Origin of the sequence: Allomuricauda sp. CP2A, from assembly GCF_001683915.1 — a bacterium.
In the GTDB taxonomy this organism is placed as follows: domain Bacteria; phylum Bacteroidota; class Bacteroidia; order Flavobacteriales; family Flavobacteriaceae; genus Flagellimonas.
The window spans coordinates 1-15,517 of sequence record NZ_LXTT01000100.1 but is presented as its reverse complement, the minus strand read 5'-3'; the positions used below and the strand labels follow the sequence as shown (position 1 = coordinate 15,517).

The 15,517-nt window shown below is 44.5% G+C and carries 11 protein-coding genes; 4 read left to right on the top strand and 7 right to left on the bottom strand.

From position 1 onward, the window contains the following. Positions 1–45: 45 nt before the first annotated feature. The gene (locus tag A7D14_RS11560) at positions 46–1,158 is read right to left on the bottom strand and encodes a DUF2911 domain-containing protein (RefSeq protein ID WP_067034537.1); all 1,113 of its coding nucleotides are present in this window, start codon (positions 1,156–1,158) and stop codon (positions 46–48) included. A gap of 313 nt (positions 1,159–1,471) precedes the next feature. Here A7D14_RS11560 and leuC point away from each other — a divergent pair, with 313 nt between their 5' ends. The 4 genes from leuC to leuB all read left to right on the top strand — a co-directional run bounded on the left by leuC (position 1,472) and on the right by leuB (position 6,301). Continuing rightward, on the top strand, positions 1,472–2,884 hold the full coding sequence (leuC, locus tag A7D14_RS11555; protein WP_067034534.1) for a 3-isopropylmalate dehydratase large subunit: 1,413 nt from the start codon (positions 1,472–1,474) through the stop codon (positions 2,882–2,884). An 82-nt stretch (positions 2,885–2,966) separates the two neighbouring features. Beyond that, the gene (gene leuD / locus A7D14_RS11550) at positions 2,967–3,563 is read left to right on the top strand and encodes a 3-isopropylmalate dehydratase small subunit (RefSeq protein ID WP_067034531.1); all 597 of its coding nucleotides are present in this window, start codon (positions 2,967–2,969) and stop codon (positions 3,561–3,563) included. A 31-nt stretch (positions 3,564–3,594) separates the two neighbouring features. Continuing rightward, the gene (locus tag A7D14_RS11545) at positions 3,595–5,112 is read left to right on the top strand and encodes an alpha-isopropylmalate synthase regulatory domain-containing protein (RefSeq protein ID WP_067034528.1); all 1,518 of its coding nucleotides are present in this window, start codon (positions 3,595–3,597) and stop codon (positions 5,110–5,112) included. A 130-nt stretch (positions 5,113–5,242) separates the two neighbouring features. After that, a complete protein-coding gene (leuB, locus tag A7D14_RS11540) occupies positions 5,243–6,301 on the top strand; it encodes a 3-isopropylmalate dehydrogenase (RefSeq protein WP_067034525.1) in 1,059 nt (352 codons plus the stop codon). Between the two features lie 575 nt (positions 6,302–6,876). On the opposite strand, the gene A7D14_RS11535 is transcribed toward leuB, so the two are convergent. The 6 genes from A7D14_RS11535 to ilvD all read right to left on the bottom strand — a co-directional run bounded on the left by A7D14_RS11535 (position 6,877) and on the right by ilvD (position 15,418). Next, on the bottom strand, positions 6,877–8,469 hold the full coding sequence (locus A7D14_RS11535; RefSeq protein WP_067034522.1) for an NADP-dependent glyceraldehyde-3-phosphate dehydrogenase: 1,593 nt from the start codon (positions 8,467–8,469) through the stop codon (positions 6,877–6,879). Between the two features lie 134 nt (positions 8,470–8,603). Then, positions 8,604–9,869, bottom strand: coding sequence for a threonine ammonia-lyase (gene ilvA, locus A7D14_RS11530; protein ID WP_067034519.1), 1,266 nt, complete (start codon positions 9,867–9,869; stop codon positions 8,604–8,606). 14 nt (positions 9,870–9,883) lie between these two features. Beyond that, positions 9,884–11,359, bottom strand: coding sequence for a ketol-acid reductoisomerase (gene ilvC, locus A7D14_RS11525; RefSeq protein WP_067034516.1), 1,476 nt, complete (start codon positions 11,357–11,359; stop codon positions 9,884–9,886). A 22-nt stretch (positions 11,360–11,381) separates the two neighbouring features. Then, positions 11,382–11,909 carry an acetolactate synthase small subunit gene (ilvN, locus tag A7D14_RS11520; RefSeq protein WP_067034513.1) on the bottom strand — a complete coding sequence of 176 codons (528 nt, stop codon included), beginning with the start codon at positions 11,907–11,909 and terminating at the stop codon, positions 11,382–11,384. A 43-nt stretch (positions 11,910–11,952) separates the two neighbouring features. Continuing rightward, complete coding sequence (gene ilvB / locus A7D14_RS11515; protein WP_067034653.1) at positions 11,953–13,686, bottom strand: biosynthetic-type acetolactate synthase large subunit; 1,734 nt, start codon at positions 13,684–13,686, stop codon at positions 11,953–11,955. Between the two features lie 55 nt (positions 13,687–13,741). Further along, the gene (gene ilvD / locus A7D14_RS11510) at positions 13,742–15,418 is read right to left on the bottom strand and encodes a dihydroxy-acid dehydratase (protein WP_067034510.1); all 1,677 of its coding nucleotides are present in this window, start codon (positions 15,416–15,418) and stop codon (positions 13,742–13,744) included. Positions 15,419–15,517 lie beyond the last annotated feature (99 nt).

The window sequence follows — 15,517 nt, the reverse complement described above, 5'->3', positions numbered from 1 at the left end:
AGCCCAGCTTTCGCCGGGCTTATGCTTCTACTTCGCTATAACTTTCTAATTGATATCCGTTCCTTCTTCCAGTTTGGTGATATTGGCCACAATGGCATTTTTATTCAGTTCATCCGGAGCCCTGCCCTCGGCAATTTTAAGGTGTTTTAGTGCCGTTTTGTAGTTGCCAACTGCGGAATACCCTCGTGCCAGACCATAATCCACCGGCCAAGTATTTTTGTGGTTTTTGGCATTCCACTTAAAAACTTCCAGTGCTTCTTCGCTTCTGTTTTGGGCAATTAATTGTCTGCCGTAACTGTGAATCTCTAAAATAGTTCCCAAAGGCATGGCTTCATCCATAACCGCTTTGGCTTCGGCTGTTTTTCCTTGTCGCTCTAAAATCTGGGATTTCAAACTTAGGTTATTGAAATTCTTCTGACTGAAAAACTGCCCCTCAATGGCGGCATTGACCCAGCCCAGTGCTTCATCCAAATCGCCCCCATTGTTCAGCGCATACCCAGCGGCCTGCTCCCAGGTTTGTCGGTTAAATCCGGGGGAAGTTTGCAGTTGCTGACGGATTTCAGCCATAACGTTGCCCGTGACATCCGTTTCAATGGTAAATGGAATTTGCTTTTTCTCCCAGCTTAATGACACAGTTGCCGAATTTGGCCCAACTTCGTCAAAAGTATACGTGAGTAGCTCAACATGCGGAATTTCCTTGGTCTCCACATCCACCCGAAGGGCATCCTCGGAAGGGTCGTAAAAATAGCTGCCCCAAGCTTCATGGTTATTGGAAAATATGATTGTGGCCGTATTGTCTTCATTGACAATCATGTGCAATCCATACTTTCCGGCAGGAAGGGTCTTTCCGCCAATGGTAAGGTCATGTGTGGTCTTGAACACCGTGTTTTCATTGGCTCCTGCTCTCCATGGCGATTCGGTGGCCGTTCCAAATCCGAGATTGTTCATGCCATACGGAACCAAGACGCCCCATATTTCCCTATCATTTACACTGGGTCTTGAATAGATAATAGAGACATCTGTGGTACCAATACGTTGGGACACTTTTGCCATCTGGCTGCCCCGAGGCAGAAAGTCCAATTGCGCCGTTGCCGTACTTGTCATAAAAAGTACCGCTGTGATCATTGTGGCCGACAAGGCCGAGTAAAATTTCTTCATTGTTCGTTGTTTGATTTAATTAATGAATGAGTTATTGTGTAGAATCCACCTAAAGTATGCAGCTTGAGGTTTTGGTAACGTTACAACAATGTTAAAAAACGACCTACCTTGTTAAATTTCAATGTTTTAATCTATATTCTTAATGAATTTTAATGATGCCGAAGTGATATTTGAAAATGTGGGGTGAACATTTGTTAACATTCCATCAATTTCATGAAAGTTGAAGTTGAACATCGTAATTTTATGGACAAGAAGAAAGCAGGTTTTAAATCAAATTTTAACTTTGTTTGCTTACAAATTATTGAATCTGACAATGAGTAAAACACTATTTGACAAAGTATGGGATTCCCATGTGGTGAAGCATATTGAAAATGGTCCGGATGTGCTGTTCATAGATAGACATTTGGTGCATGAAGTTACAAGTCCCGTAGCTTTTTTGGGATTAAAGAACAGAGGAATAAAAGTATTGTATCCAGAGCGTACCTTCGCTACTGCCGACCACAATACTCCTACCCGAAACCAACACTTGCCTGTAAAAGACCCGTTGTCCGCAAATCAATTAAAGGCTTTGGAGGAAAATGCCAACGCCCACAACATACCCTATTGGGGGCTTGGGCATAAGAAAAACGGAATTGTACACGTGATCGGCCCAGAAAATGGGATCACCGTTCCCGGAGCTACCATTGTTTGTGGAGATTCACACACCTCTACCCACGGCGCTTTTGGGGCCATTGCCTTCGGAATTGGTACCAGCGAAGTGGAAATGGTGCTGTCCACCCAATGCATTATGCAGCCCAAGCCCAAAAGTATGCGCATCAATGTAAATGGAGCATTGAGCGAAGCTGTTACGCCCAAGGACGTAGCGCTTTTCATCATTTCCAAGTTGTCCACCTCTGGTGCAACTGGATATTTTGTGGAATATGCCGGGGATGTCTTCAAAAACATGTCCATGGAAGGTCGTATGACGGTTTGTAACCTCAGTATAGAAATGGGTGCCCGTGGAGGTATGATCGCTCCGGATGAAAAGACGTTTGACTACATCAAAGGAAGAGAATATACACCAAAAGGCAATGATTGGGATGCTGCAATGGAATATTGGAAAACCCTTTATTCTGATGAAGATGCGGTTTTTGATAAAGAAGTGACTTTTGATGCCAGCGAGATAGAGCCCATGATCACTTTTGGTACAAACCCAGGAATGGGTATCGGGATCAGCAATAACATTCCATTGGCAGAAACCATCGATGGTGCTGTAGCTACCTACAAAAAATCCTTGGAGTACATGGATTACAATGAAGGCGAGGCCATGGTAGGGAAACCTATCGACTTTGTATTCTTGGGAAGTTGCACCAACGGTAGAATTGAGGATTTCAGGGCCTTCGCTTCCATCGTAAAAGGCCGAAAAAAAGCTGATAACGTTACCGCTTGGTTGGTGCCCGGTTCTCACAAAGTGGAAGAAGCCATCAAAGAAGAGGGCATTTTGGATATATTGGAAGATGCAGGGTTTGAACTTCGCGAACCCGGATGTTCCGCCTGTTTGGCCATGAATGATGACAAAATCCCTGCCGGAAAATATGCCGTGAGTACCTCAAACCGAAACTTTGAAGGAAGACAAGGGCCTGGAGCCCGTACTCTTTTGGCAAGTCCATTGGTGGCTGCTGCCGCTGCCGTGACCGGAAAAGTGACCGACCCAAGGGAACTCATGCATGAAGAAGCTTTTGCTTAACAATGAACAATATCCAATGAACAATTAGCAATGTTTTAAGTTATTGTTCATTGTAAATTGATAACTGATAATTGAAAAAATAATGGCTTACGATAAATTCAACATATTAACAAGTTCAGCGGTACCATTGCCCATCGAGAATGTGGATACCGACCAGATCATCCCCGCAAGATTCCTAAAAGCTACCGAGCGTAAAGGGTTTGGGGACAACCTCTTTAGGGATTGGAGATACAATTCCGATGGAACCCCAAAAGAGCACTTTGTGCTCAACAACCCCATTTACAGTGGAAAAATTTTGGTCGGAGGTAAAAACTTTGGTTCCGGTTCTTCAAGGGAACATGCCGCATGGGCCGTTTATGACTACGGTTTCAGATGTGTGGTATCCAGTTTTTTTGCCGATATTTTTAGGGGAAACTGCTTAAACATTGGCGTACTTCCGGTACAAGTGAGTCCAGCATTCTTGGACAAGATTTTTACAGCTATCGAGGCCGACCCCAAAACCGAATTGGAAATCAACCTGCCCGATGAAACCATCACCATTTTGGCAACAGGGGAAAGCGAGAGCTTTGAAATCAATGAATACAAAAAACAGAACATGCTCAATGGTTTTGATGACATTGATTACTTGTTGAACATTCAGGATGATATTGAGAAATACGCCGAAAACACGCCTCTATAACCCATAAGTCGGAACACTACGGCACTAAAAAATGAAAGCACGCACCATTGAAATTATGGACACCACCCTACGGGATGGTGAACAAACCTCTGGGGTTTCCTTCTCCGCTTCAGAAAAACTCACCTTGGCAAAATTGCTGTTGGAAGAGCTGAAAGTGGATCGCATTGAGGTGGCCTCCGCACGGGTTTCTGAAGGCGAGCTCAAAGCTGTGCAAAATATCACGGAATGGGCCGCCGCGGAAGGATATCTTTCAAAAGTGGAAGTGCTCACCTTTGTGGATAATGGGGTTTCCTTAAAATGGATGCAGGAAGCGGGTGCCAAAGTTCAAAATCTTTTAACCAAGGGATCGTTGAACCACTTGACCCATCAACTCAAGAAAACACCCGAGCAACATTTTAAGGATATTGAAAATGTGGTGGTCAAAGGCCAAGAATTGGGAATTGAAACCAATGTATATCTAGAAGATTGGAGCAATGGAATGCGAAATTCCGAGGAATATGTCTTTCAATTTTTGGATTTTCTGACCAAAAAGCCCGTAAAGCGCATTTTACTGCCAGACACCCTTGGGGTTTTGACCCATTATGAAACGGGTGAATTCATCAAAAAGATTGTAGACCGATACCCAGATATCCATTTCGATTTTCATGGCCATAATGATTATGATCTCAGTGTGGCCAATGTCATGGAAGCCGTTAAGGCGGGTTGCCATGGTTTGCACCTTACCGTAAATGGCATGGGCGAACGTGCTGGTAATGCTCCATTGGCCAGTGTAGTGGCTGTCATCAACGATTTTTTGCCTGAAGTTTCCATTGGGGTAAAGGAATCCTCACTTTATAAAGTGAGTAAATTGGTATCTGCCTTTACAGGTTTCAGCATTCCAGACAACAAACCCATTGTTGGTGATAATGTTTTTACGCAAACCGCTGGCATACATGCGGATGGCGATAGCAAAAAGAATCTTTACTTTAATGATCTATTACCAGAAAGATTCGGGAGAAAACGAAAATACGCTCTAGGAAAAACATCGGGAAAAGCCAATATCCAAAAGAATCTTCAAGAGTTGGGATTGACCTTGGACGACGATGAGCTTAAAAAAGTCACTGAGCGCATCATCGAGCTGGGGGATAAAAAGGAGCGGGTCACCAAAGAGGACCTGCCCTATATCATTTCCGATGTATTGGACAGCAACCTACATCAACAAAAGGTATTTGTAAAATCCTACGTGCTTACCCATTCCAAGGGATTAAAGCCCTCTACCACCCTTTCCATTGAAATTGATGGCAAGACGTATGAGGAAAATGCCCAAGGTGATGGACAGTTTGATGCTTTTATCAATGCATTGAAAAAAGTGTACAAAAAGGAGAATCGGGAATTGCCTAAATTGGTGGACTACGCCGTGCGAATCCCGCCGGGAAGCAACTCGGACGCCCTTTGCGAAACCATAATCACTTGGCAAACCAAGGAAAAGGATTTCACCACCCGTGGATTGGACTCAGACCAAACGGTATCTGCCATAAAAGCCACCGAAAAAATGCTCAACCTAGTATAATTGAAGCCGAAAGTCACAAATGGAAAAAGAATAATAACCAATCAACCACAATAGAAAAAGAAAAAAAGAGCAAAGACAAAAGACTGATTGCAATAACCCAGTAACCAAATAACACAATAACCACAGATAAATGAATTTGAAGATAGCCCTTTTGGCCGGCGATGGAATCGGCCCTGAAGTCATAGACCAAGCCGTAAAAGTATCCGATGCAGTTGCCGCAAAATTCGGACATGAAATATCGTGGACACCTGCTTTGACAGGAGCCGCTGCCATTGACGCTGTTGGGGAGCCGTATCCTGATGAAACCCATGAGATCTGCGTTGCCGCTGATGCCGTTTTGTTTGGTGCGATAGGTCACCCCCGTTTTGACAATGACCCTTCTGCTAAGGTACGCCCGGAGCAAGGTTTATTGAAAATGCGCCAAAAATTGGGACTTTTTGCCAATGTCCGCCCCACCTTTACCTTTCCGTCTTTGATTGACAAATCACCATTAAAAAAGGAACGCATTGAAGGCACCGATTTGGTGTTCCTGCGGGAACTTACCGGAGGCATCTATTTTGGGAAACGAGGCCGTGAGGATAATGACAACACAGCGTATGACACCTGTACCTATACGCGTGCCGAAGTGGAACGTTTGGCCCGTAAAGGCTTTGAAATGGCCCTACAACGCTCTAAAAAGCTTTGCTGCGTGGACAAAGCCAATGTTTTGGAAACCTCTCGCCTATGGCGTGAAACGGTCCAGAAACTGGAAAAGGAATATCCAGAAGTGGAAGTATCTTATGAGTTTGTGGATGCCGTGGCCATGCGTTTGGTACAATGGCCCAATTCCTACGATGTGTTGATCACCGAAAACCTTTTTGGTGATATTTTGACCGATGAAGCATCGGTAATCTCCGGTTCCATGGGATTGATGCCCTCAGCATCTTTGGGCGAAAAGACCTCTTTGTTTGAACCCATTCACGGTTCCTACCCACAAGCTGCCGGAAAAGACATTGCCAACCCGTTGGCCACAGTTTTATCTGCTGCAATGATGTTTGAAACGGCCTTTGGATTACAAGACGAAGCTGAAGCCATTCGCACAGTGGTCAACAAATCCTTGGCCGAAGGTGTGGTCACTGAAGACCTTGCCGAAGGTGGTAAAGCCTACAAAACCAGTGAGGTTGGTGATTGGCTCGCGAAGAATATTTAATCAACCTTCATAGACCAAAAAGAAAGCCCCATAGTTCGGGGCTTTTTTTTGGTTTTTCATCGTCTGAGATATGTTGTCATCCCGAAAACTGTCGGGACTCACTTGAAATGACACGGTATTCTTATCAGTGTTTGTCGTTTTGAAGCTTGTGAGACATCCCCTGTTACTACAAAATATAATCCATTTTCAAAAAATTACCGGCTTTGGTTCCCATCAGTCAATTCAAACGGCCCATCCGTCAATTGGGTATGCTTTTGTCTTGTAATGACCTGTAGATTTGGTTTTCAACATATCCTCCGCTTTTGATAATGTGGAGCATTGAATTAACACAAATCTATGACCATAAAAAACTCCAGTCTTTTAATGAGGAACGGTAAATAATGCAATTTTTTTTGTTTCATTCTTTATGATTGATACGCAAAAGCCTTGGGAAAGTCCCAAGGCTTTGCTCTTTTGTGTAAAGACTTACATTGGAGTTTGCCATCATCCCTAAAAACTATCGGGACCCAATCAAAATGACACAGTTCTCTTATTAGTATGTGTCATTTCAAACGCATGTGAGAAATCTTCTGTTGCTACAAAATATAATCCGTGCTCAAGAAATTGCTCACTTTGGCTTCCATCAATTGTTCAATGGTATTGGTATTCAATTCATTGTCCTTAAAGGCCACAAATGTTCGGATAGAGAACGAACGCAGGGCATCATGGACACTTAAAGTGGATTGCGCGGAATCTTTTCGGCCTGTAAACGGATACACATCTGGGCCTCGTTGGCAGGAACTGTTCAAATTCACACGACATACCAAGTTGGCCAAGGTGTCAATCAGCGGCGATAAGGTATAGACATCCTTTCCGAAAAGACTTACCTGTTGCCCATAATTGGATTCGGCCATATCGTTCAACGGCTCCTCAATGTCTTTAAAGGACAAAACGGGAATTACCGGACCAAATTGCTCTTCTTCATATACCCGCATATCCTTGGTCACCGGATACAAAACGGCTGGCCAAATGTAGTTGTCAAAGTGCTTGCCTCCTTTTTTGTTCTTTATTTTGGCCCCTTTGGTTTGGGCATCATCAATCAATTCTTGGATATAGGCAGGTTTTCCAGGTTCGGGCAGTGGGGTCAGGTTTACTCCTTTATCCCATGGATTTCCAAATTTAAGGGCATCCACTTTCTCCGAAAACTTCTTCAAAAACTCATCCTTGATATCCTCATGGACGTATACTACCTTAAGTGCGGTACAACGTTGTCCATTGAAGGACAGCGTGCCGGAAATACATTCGTTGATAGTGAGGTCCAAATCCGCATCGGGAAGAATAATGGCGGGATTTTTGGCTTCCAACCCCAATACCAGGCGAAGTCGGTTGCTCTTAGGGTGCTGCTCTTGCAATGCATTGGCCGATTTACTGTTGCCAATCAAGGCCAAAACATCCACTTTTCCCGTTTTCATGATCGGCGCGGCCACAGCCCTACCCCTTCCAAAGAGAATGTTCACCACCCCTTTTGGGAAACTGCTTTTAAATGCCTCCAAAAGTGGGGTGATCAATAGCACACCGTGTTTAGCGGGTTTGAATATGGTGGTATTCCCCATGATAATCGCCGGGATCAACAACGCAAAGGTTTCATTGAGTGGGTAATTATATGGCCCCAAACAAAGTACAACGCCCAAAGGACCTCTTCTGATATGGGCGTACACCCCATCATGTTTTTGAAACTTGGCCGAATCCCTATCCAACTGTTTATAATCCTCTATGGTATCGTAAATATACTCAACGGTGCGATCAAACTCTTTGTACGAATCCGGTTCAGACTTACCGATCTCCCACATGAGCAACTTCACCACCTCTTCCCGTTTTTGCTCCATTCGCTTCACAAAGGTCTCCATGCATTCAATACGGTCCTTTACCTTCATGGTGGGCCAAACTCCTTGTCCTTTGTCATAAGCGCCCAAAGCGGCGTCCAATGCCTCAAGTGCTTCAGGTTCACCCATGTCCGGGATACTCCCCAAAGTGGTGGGCGCATAATCCTCAGTCGAGGAAATGGTGGAAACTACCGGAGTGGTGCTTCCCTCCCATTTGCGCAATTCGCCGTTTACCAAATAGGTTTTTTGATGGATTTCTTGAGTTATCTGAAGTGCTTCGGGTATTGCTGTGGCTGTAGCTGGCATACGTAGTTGTTTTTTATGAGTATTATCCGAATGAACCGTCGTTCATCCACTACAAAGCTAACATAAAAACCGCTGAAAACGACCTCATTTGCACCGTCTTAAAATCGCAAACCATTAAAAATTTGTTATAACAATCACACGAGGTATTGAAAAAGGTCCGGTTTATCGTTAAGGTAGTCGCCAAAAAAGTTGTTGGCCTTCATCCGTTGAATCAAAGGTTCCAAATCAGCGGAGGATTTCAATTCAATCCCCACAACAGCAGGGGCATTTTCCCGACTTGATTTTTTGGAGTATTCAAAATGGGTGATATCATCGTCAGGACCCAATATATCGGCCACAAATTCTTTTAAGGCACCAGGGCGCTGTGGAAAGCGAACAATAAAATAGTGTTTCAGATTGGCATAGAGCAGGGCTCGTTCCTTGATTTCGGCGGTACGGGTGATGTCGTTGTTGCTCCCACTAATGATGCAGACCACATTCTTTCCCTTGATTTCGTCCGCATAATCATCAAGAGCTGCAATGGTCAATGCTCCAGCGGGTTCCACCACAATCGCATCCCGATTATAGAGATCCAATATGGTTTGGCATACTTTCCCTTCGGGAACGGTAGATACTTGATACAGATAATCTCGACAAATGGGAAACGTCAATTGCCCTATTTTTTGCACCGCAGCGCCGTCGATGAACTTATCGATGTTCTGAAGCTCGACCAATTCACCCTTTTCTATCGATTTCTTTAGGGAAGGTGCCCCCTCAGGTTCCACACCGATAATCCTGGTTTGAGGAGAAAGTGCCTGAAATGTGCCGCACAAACCGGAAGCGAGTCCGCCACCACCAACGGCAGCAAAAACGTAATCGATTGGCTCATGGGATTGTTGCAAGATTTCCAATCCAACGGTAGCCTGACCCTCAATAATCTTTTCATCATCAAAAGGGTGTACAAAGATCTTGCCTTCTTGATTGCAGAACCGCTGGGCCGCTTTATTGGAATCATCAAACGTATCGCCTTCCAAAACCACTTTTACCCAATCCCCACCAAACATTTTGGTCTGGTCGATTTTCTGTTTTGGGGTGACCACGGGCATGTAAATGGTTCCTTCCACATGCAAATGACTACAGGCAAAGGCCACACCCTGGGCATGGTTCCCTGCACTGGCACAGACCACTCCCCTTTTGAGTTCATCTTGGGTCAGTGAACTGATTTTATTGTACGCACCGCGAATCTTGTAGCTTCGGACGCGATGTAAATCCTCCCGCTTTAAAAGGATATTGGCCCCATACTTTTTGGAATAGCGGATACTTTGCTGCAAAGGCGTTTCTTCAGCAACCTGCCGAATCGTCTTCGCCGCTTGATAAATATCCGCTATTTGTGGAAAATAGGTGTCCACCGTTTTGTTCATGGGGCCAATAGGTTTTATCCGATGGGTTTCATGGCGGTCATTGAAGCACGCAATCTAGCCCCAACGATTTCAACATCATGCTCACGGATGGCCTTGTTTACAGCGATAAGCTTAACGTTGTCCACACCAGTATCTTTTCCTTCGCCGTAGTGTTTTCCAATGACATCTGTTTCAATTTTCTTCATGAAATCGGTCAACAAAGGCTTACAAGCATGGTCAAACAAGTAGCAACCATACTCAGCGGTATCGGAAATCACTCGGTTCATCTCAAACAATTTCTTTCTTGCGATGGTATTGGCAATCAATGGTGTTTCATGAAGCGACTCATAATAAGCAGAATCACCAATAATTCCAGATTCGGTCATGGTTTCATAAGCCAATTCCACCCCAGATTTCACAAAAGCGACCATCAACACGCCATGGTCGTAGTATTCTTGTTCAGAAATGGGCATATCGCCTGCTGGAGTTTTTTCAAAATCAGTTTCTCCAGTGGCAGCACGCCAATCCAAAAGGTTTTTATCCCCATTGTTCCAATCTTCCATCATGGTTTTGGAGAAATGACCGCTCATGATGTCGTCCATGTGCTTTTGGAACAAGGGACGCATAATTTCCTTCAATTCTTCGGCCAAATCAAAAGCTTTGATCTTGGCAGGATTGGACAAACGGTCCATCATATTGGTGATACCCCCTTGTTTTAATCCTTCGGTGATGGTTTCCCATCCGTACTGAATCAATTTGGAAGCATACGCAGCATCCACTCCCTTTTCAATCATTTTGTTGAACGAAAGGATAGATCCTGTTTGCAACAAACCGCAAAGAATGGTCTGTTCTCCCATTAAATCCGACTTTACTTCAGCTACAAAGGAAGACTCCAAAACACCGGCCTTATCCCCTCCTGTCCCTGCGGCATAGGCTTTAGCTTGCTCCAGACCTTTTCCTTCGGGGTCATTTTCAGGGTGCACAGCGATCAAGGTTGGCACACCGAATCCTCTTTTGTACTCCTCACGCACTTCTGAACCTGGACTTTTGGGGGCCACCATGATTACGGTAAGGTCCTCACGTACCTGCATGCCTTCTTCAACAATGTTGAATCCATGGGAATAGGACAACGTAGCGCCTTTTTTCATCAAGGGCATTACCGTGCTTACCACATTGGTGTGCTGCTTGTCCGGCGTTAGGTTAATGACCAAATCGGCAGTAGGTATCAACTCCTCGTAAGTACCTACAGTAAAATTGTTCTCTTTGGCATTTTTATAGGATTGCCTCTGTTCTTTTATGGCGGCCGCACGTAGTGCATAGGAAATATCCAGTCCGGAATCCCTCATGTTCAAACCTTGGTTCAATCCTTGGGCTCCACAGCCCACAATTACAATTTTCTTGCCTTTTAGGGCGGTAACACCATCAGCAAACTCACTGGGGTCCATAAACCTACATTTTCCCAATTGGGTCAATTGCTCGCGAAGCGATAGTGTGTTGAAGTAATTTGTCATTTTTAGTATCTGATTTTGCTATTTATTGATTTTGAAATTCTGCCAATAGGTTGGTGATGGGCATGGCGGCCTTACTGACGGCTATTCTACCGGTACGCACAAATTGCATAATGCCATAGGGCTCCAGGGCCTCGTGCATTTCGTCAATCTCATGCCTGCGGCCTGTTTTGGCCAACACAAAAAATTCCCTGCTCACCGTGACAATTTGCGAATGATGTTCTTTGATGATGTTTTGGATTTGGCGCTCATCAAACAACAGATGGGAAGCAATCTTGAACAAGGCTGACTCTTGATAAATGGTTTCATCATCGGTATGGTAATAGGCCTTAATGACCTCTACTTGCTTCTCAATTTGGTTGACAATTTTTATGGCCCAATCTTCGGTGGAGTAAATTACAATAGTAAATTTTGAAACACCTTCAATCTCTGATTTTGAAACATTTAAACTTTCTATATTAATGTGTCGCTTTAAGAATATTCCTGATATTCTATTAAGCAATCCCACATGATTTTCGGAATACACCGAAATGGTATACCATTGATTTTCCATGCTTATTTTATTTTAACTGCAACTGCGTGCGAATCAATCCTTGTTATTTTAATCTGATGTCTGAAATGGAAGCCCCGGTGGGCACCATTGGGAATACATTATCTTCCTTTTCTACCCGGACCTCCAAGAAATAAGGGTCTTTGGAAGCCATCATTTCCTCCACGGCATCCTTTAATTCTGATCGCTCCACCACTCTTTTGGATTTAATATGGTAGCCTTCAGCAATTTTCACAAAATCTGGGTTGGTCATAACCGTTGAAGCGTATCTTCTTTCAAAGAACAATTCTTGCCATTGGCGTACCATACCCAAGTGATCGTTATTGAGCACCACAATTTTCACGGGTACATTATGTTGGAAGATAACCCCAAGCTCCTGAATGGTCATTTGGTAACCGCCATCTCCAATGATGGCGACCACTTCACGATCCATGGCCCCCATTTTGGCCCCTATGGCCGCAGGAAGGGCAAATCCCATGGTGCCGAGACCACCAGAGGTAATATTGCTCTTGGACTGTTTGAATTTTGCATACCGACAGGCCATCATTTGATGCTGGCCCACATCCGATACAATAACCGCCTTTTGCCCAGAAGCCATATTGATCTGTTCTATCACCTCACCCATGGTAAGCCCTGGCTTGGTAGGATGAATATCCTTTTCGATCACGGTTTCCAATTCTATTTGGTGCTTTTTCTCGAACTCGGCTCTCCACTCCTTGTGTTCATTCTTATTGACCAAAGGCAGCAACAAATCCAAGGTTTGTTTGGCATTGCCCAAAACAGCAACATCCACCTTTACATTTTTGTTGACTTCCGCAGGGTCTATCTCAAAATGAATGATCTTGGCCTGCTTGGCATAGGTTTCCAAATTTCCGGTCACCCGATCATCAAAACGCATACCGATGGCGATAAGGACATCGCACTCATTGGTAAGGACATTGGGCCCATAGTTTCCATGCATCCCTACCATACCTACGTTCAATGGGTGGTCTGTATCCATGGCGGAAAGTCCCAAAATGGTCCATGCTGCTGGGATTCCTGCTTTTTCCACCAAAGCTTTCAGTTGTTCCTCGGCTTCACCCAAAATAACCCCTTGCCCAAAAACGATATAGGGCTTTTTGGCATTGTTTATCAATTCTGCCGCCTTTTCAATGGCTTTCAAATCTGGATCTGGAGCGGCTTTATAACTTCTGACCCCAGTGCATTTTTCGTATTCGAAATCCAATTCATCAAACTGGGCATTTTTGGTGATGTCCACCAATACGGCCCCAGGACGCCCTGACTTGGCTATATAGAATGCCTTTGCCATGATTTCAGGGATTTCCTCAGCGCGGGTGATTTGGTAGTTCCATTTGGTTACCGGGGTTGAAATTCCCACAATATCCGTTTCTTGAAAAGCATCGGAACCCAATAAATGTCTTGCTACCTGTCCGGTGATGCAAACCAAGGGAGTTGAATCTATCTGGGCATCGGCCAAACCGGTCACCAAATTGGTGGCACCAGGACCCGATGTGGCCATGGCCACCCCCACTCTTCCACTTACCCTTGCATAGCCTTGGGCAGCATGGGTGGCTCCCTGCTCATGACGCGTAAGAATGTGGGTCAACTTGTCCTGAAACTTGTACAATTCATCATACACAGGCATGATGGCCCCTCCGGGATAACCATAGATCAAATCGACCCCTTCCGCCAACAAACAATGTATTATGGCCTCAGCACCGGTGATGCGAATCGAAGTGCTTTTCTTTTTGTCTTTTTTTTGTGCTTTCAATGTCTCCATAAGCATATTTTTTTAGGGAATATACCCTTGTTCCTTAGGTGGAACTTTACTTTTTTTATATCAAATCGGTAACACAGCCTTTGGATGCTGATGAAACTGTTTTTGCGTATTTATATAGACTTCCTGATTTTATCTTGAGTTCAGGCTGCTTCCATTCTTTTCTTCGTTGTTCCAGTTCTTCGTCTGAAATGTTGATGTTTATGGTGTTGTTCACTGCATCGATGGTAATCTCATCACCATCTTTTACCAGTGCTATTCCTCCACCAACTTGGGCCTCGGGTGAAACGTGGCCCACCACAAAACCGTGGGAACCTCCAGAGAACCGTCCATCTGTGATCAAGGCAACATCTTTCCCCAAACCAGCACCCATAATGGCGGATGTGGGTTTCAACATTTCTGGCATTCCCGGAGCACCTTTTGGTCCTTCATACCGAATGACCACCACATCTCCTTTTTGGACTTTTCCAGTGTGAATGCCTTCGTTCACTTCGGTCTCGCTATCAAAAACGCGGGCGGTCCCGGTAAATTCAAGTCCTTCCTTCCCAGTTATTTTTGCCACGGCACCTTCCGTGGCCAAGTTGCCATAAAGAATTCGGATATGTCCTGTTTCTTTGATAGGTTGGTCTTTCTTTCTGATAATGTCCTGACCTTCTGCCAAATCTGGGGCATCCAACAGGTTCTCGGCCAATGTTTTTCCGGTAACTGTGAGGCAATCGCCATGCAACATGCCTTCCTTCAACATATATTTTAAAACCGCTGGTACCCCACCTACTTTGTGAAGGTCTTCCATAAGATACTTCCCACTAGGTTTTAAATCGGCCAACAAAGGGGTGTTCTCACTAATCTGAATAATATCTTCCAAAGTAAAATCAACCTCCGCGGCATGGGCAATCGCCATAAAGTGCAGTACCGCATTGGTGGAACCTCCAAGAACAGTGACCAACCTAAATGCATTTTCCAATGCTTTTTTGGTGACAATGTCCCTCGGTTTGATGTCCTCTCGCAATAAATGCAGCATAGCCTCCCCAGCAGCCTCACAATCCGCTCCTTTTTTGGCATTCACCGCAGGGATGGACGAGTTAAACGGCAACGACATTCCCATAGCTTCAATGGCAGATGCCATGGTGTTGGCCGTATACATACCGCCGCAAGCTCCTGCTCCAGGGCATGCTTTGTGGATAACATTCCTGTACTCAGTTTCGTCTATGGTTCCAGCCACTTTGCTCCCCCATGCTTCAAAAGCTGAGACAACATCCAACTTTTTATTGTTATGGCAGCCTGGAGCAATAGTTCCGCCATATACCAGAATAGATGGGCGGTTTAACCTTAATTGCGCCATCAAAGCTCCTGGCATATTTTTATCGCAGCCCACAACGGTTACCAAACCATCATAATTCATGGCCTGTACCACTGTCTCAATTGAGTCAGCAATAATATCTCTTGAAGGTAGGGAATAACGCATACCCTGTGTTCCCATTGAAATACCGTCACTTACCCCGATGGTATTAAAAATAAGGCCGACCAAATTGGTCGATTGCACCCCTTTTTTCACTTCAAGTGCCAGATCATTCAGGTGCATATTACAAGGGTTTCCCTCATATCCTGTACTTGCTATTCCTACAAAAGGCTTCTTTAAATCTTCATCGGTTAATCCCAAGGCGTGCAACATTGCTTGTGCAGCAGGCTGGGTTGGGTCTTGGGTCACATTTTTGCTAAACTTGTTCAATTCCATTGTAAAATTTCATTCAAATACAGAATTCCGTTGAATTTAATCTGTCATTCAAAGATAAATGTTTAAAAAGGCCTATATTTTTAACAGTCTCGACCTGTT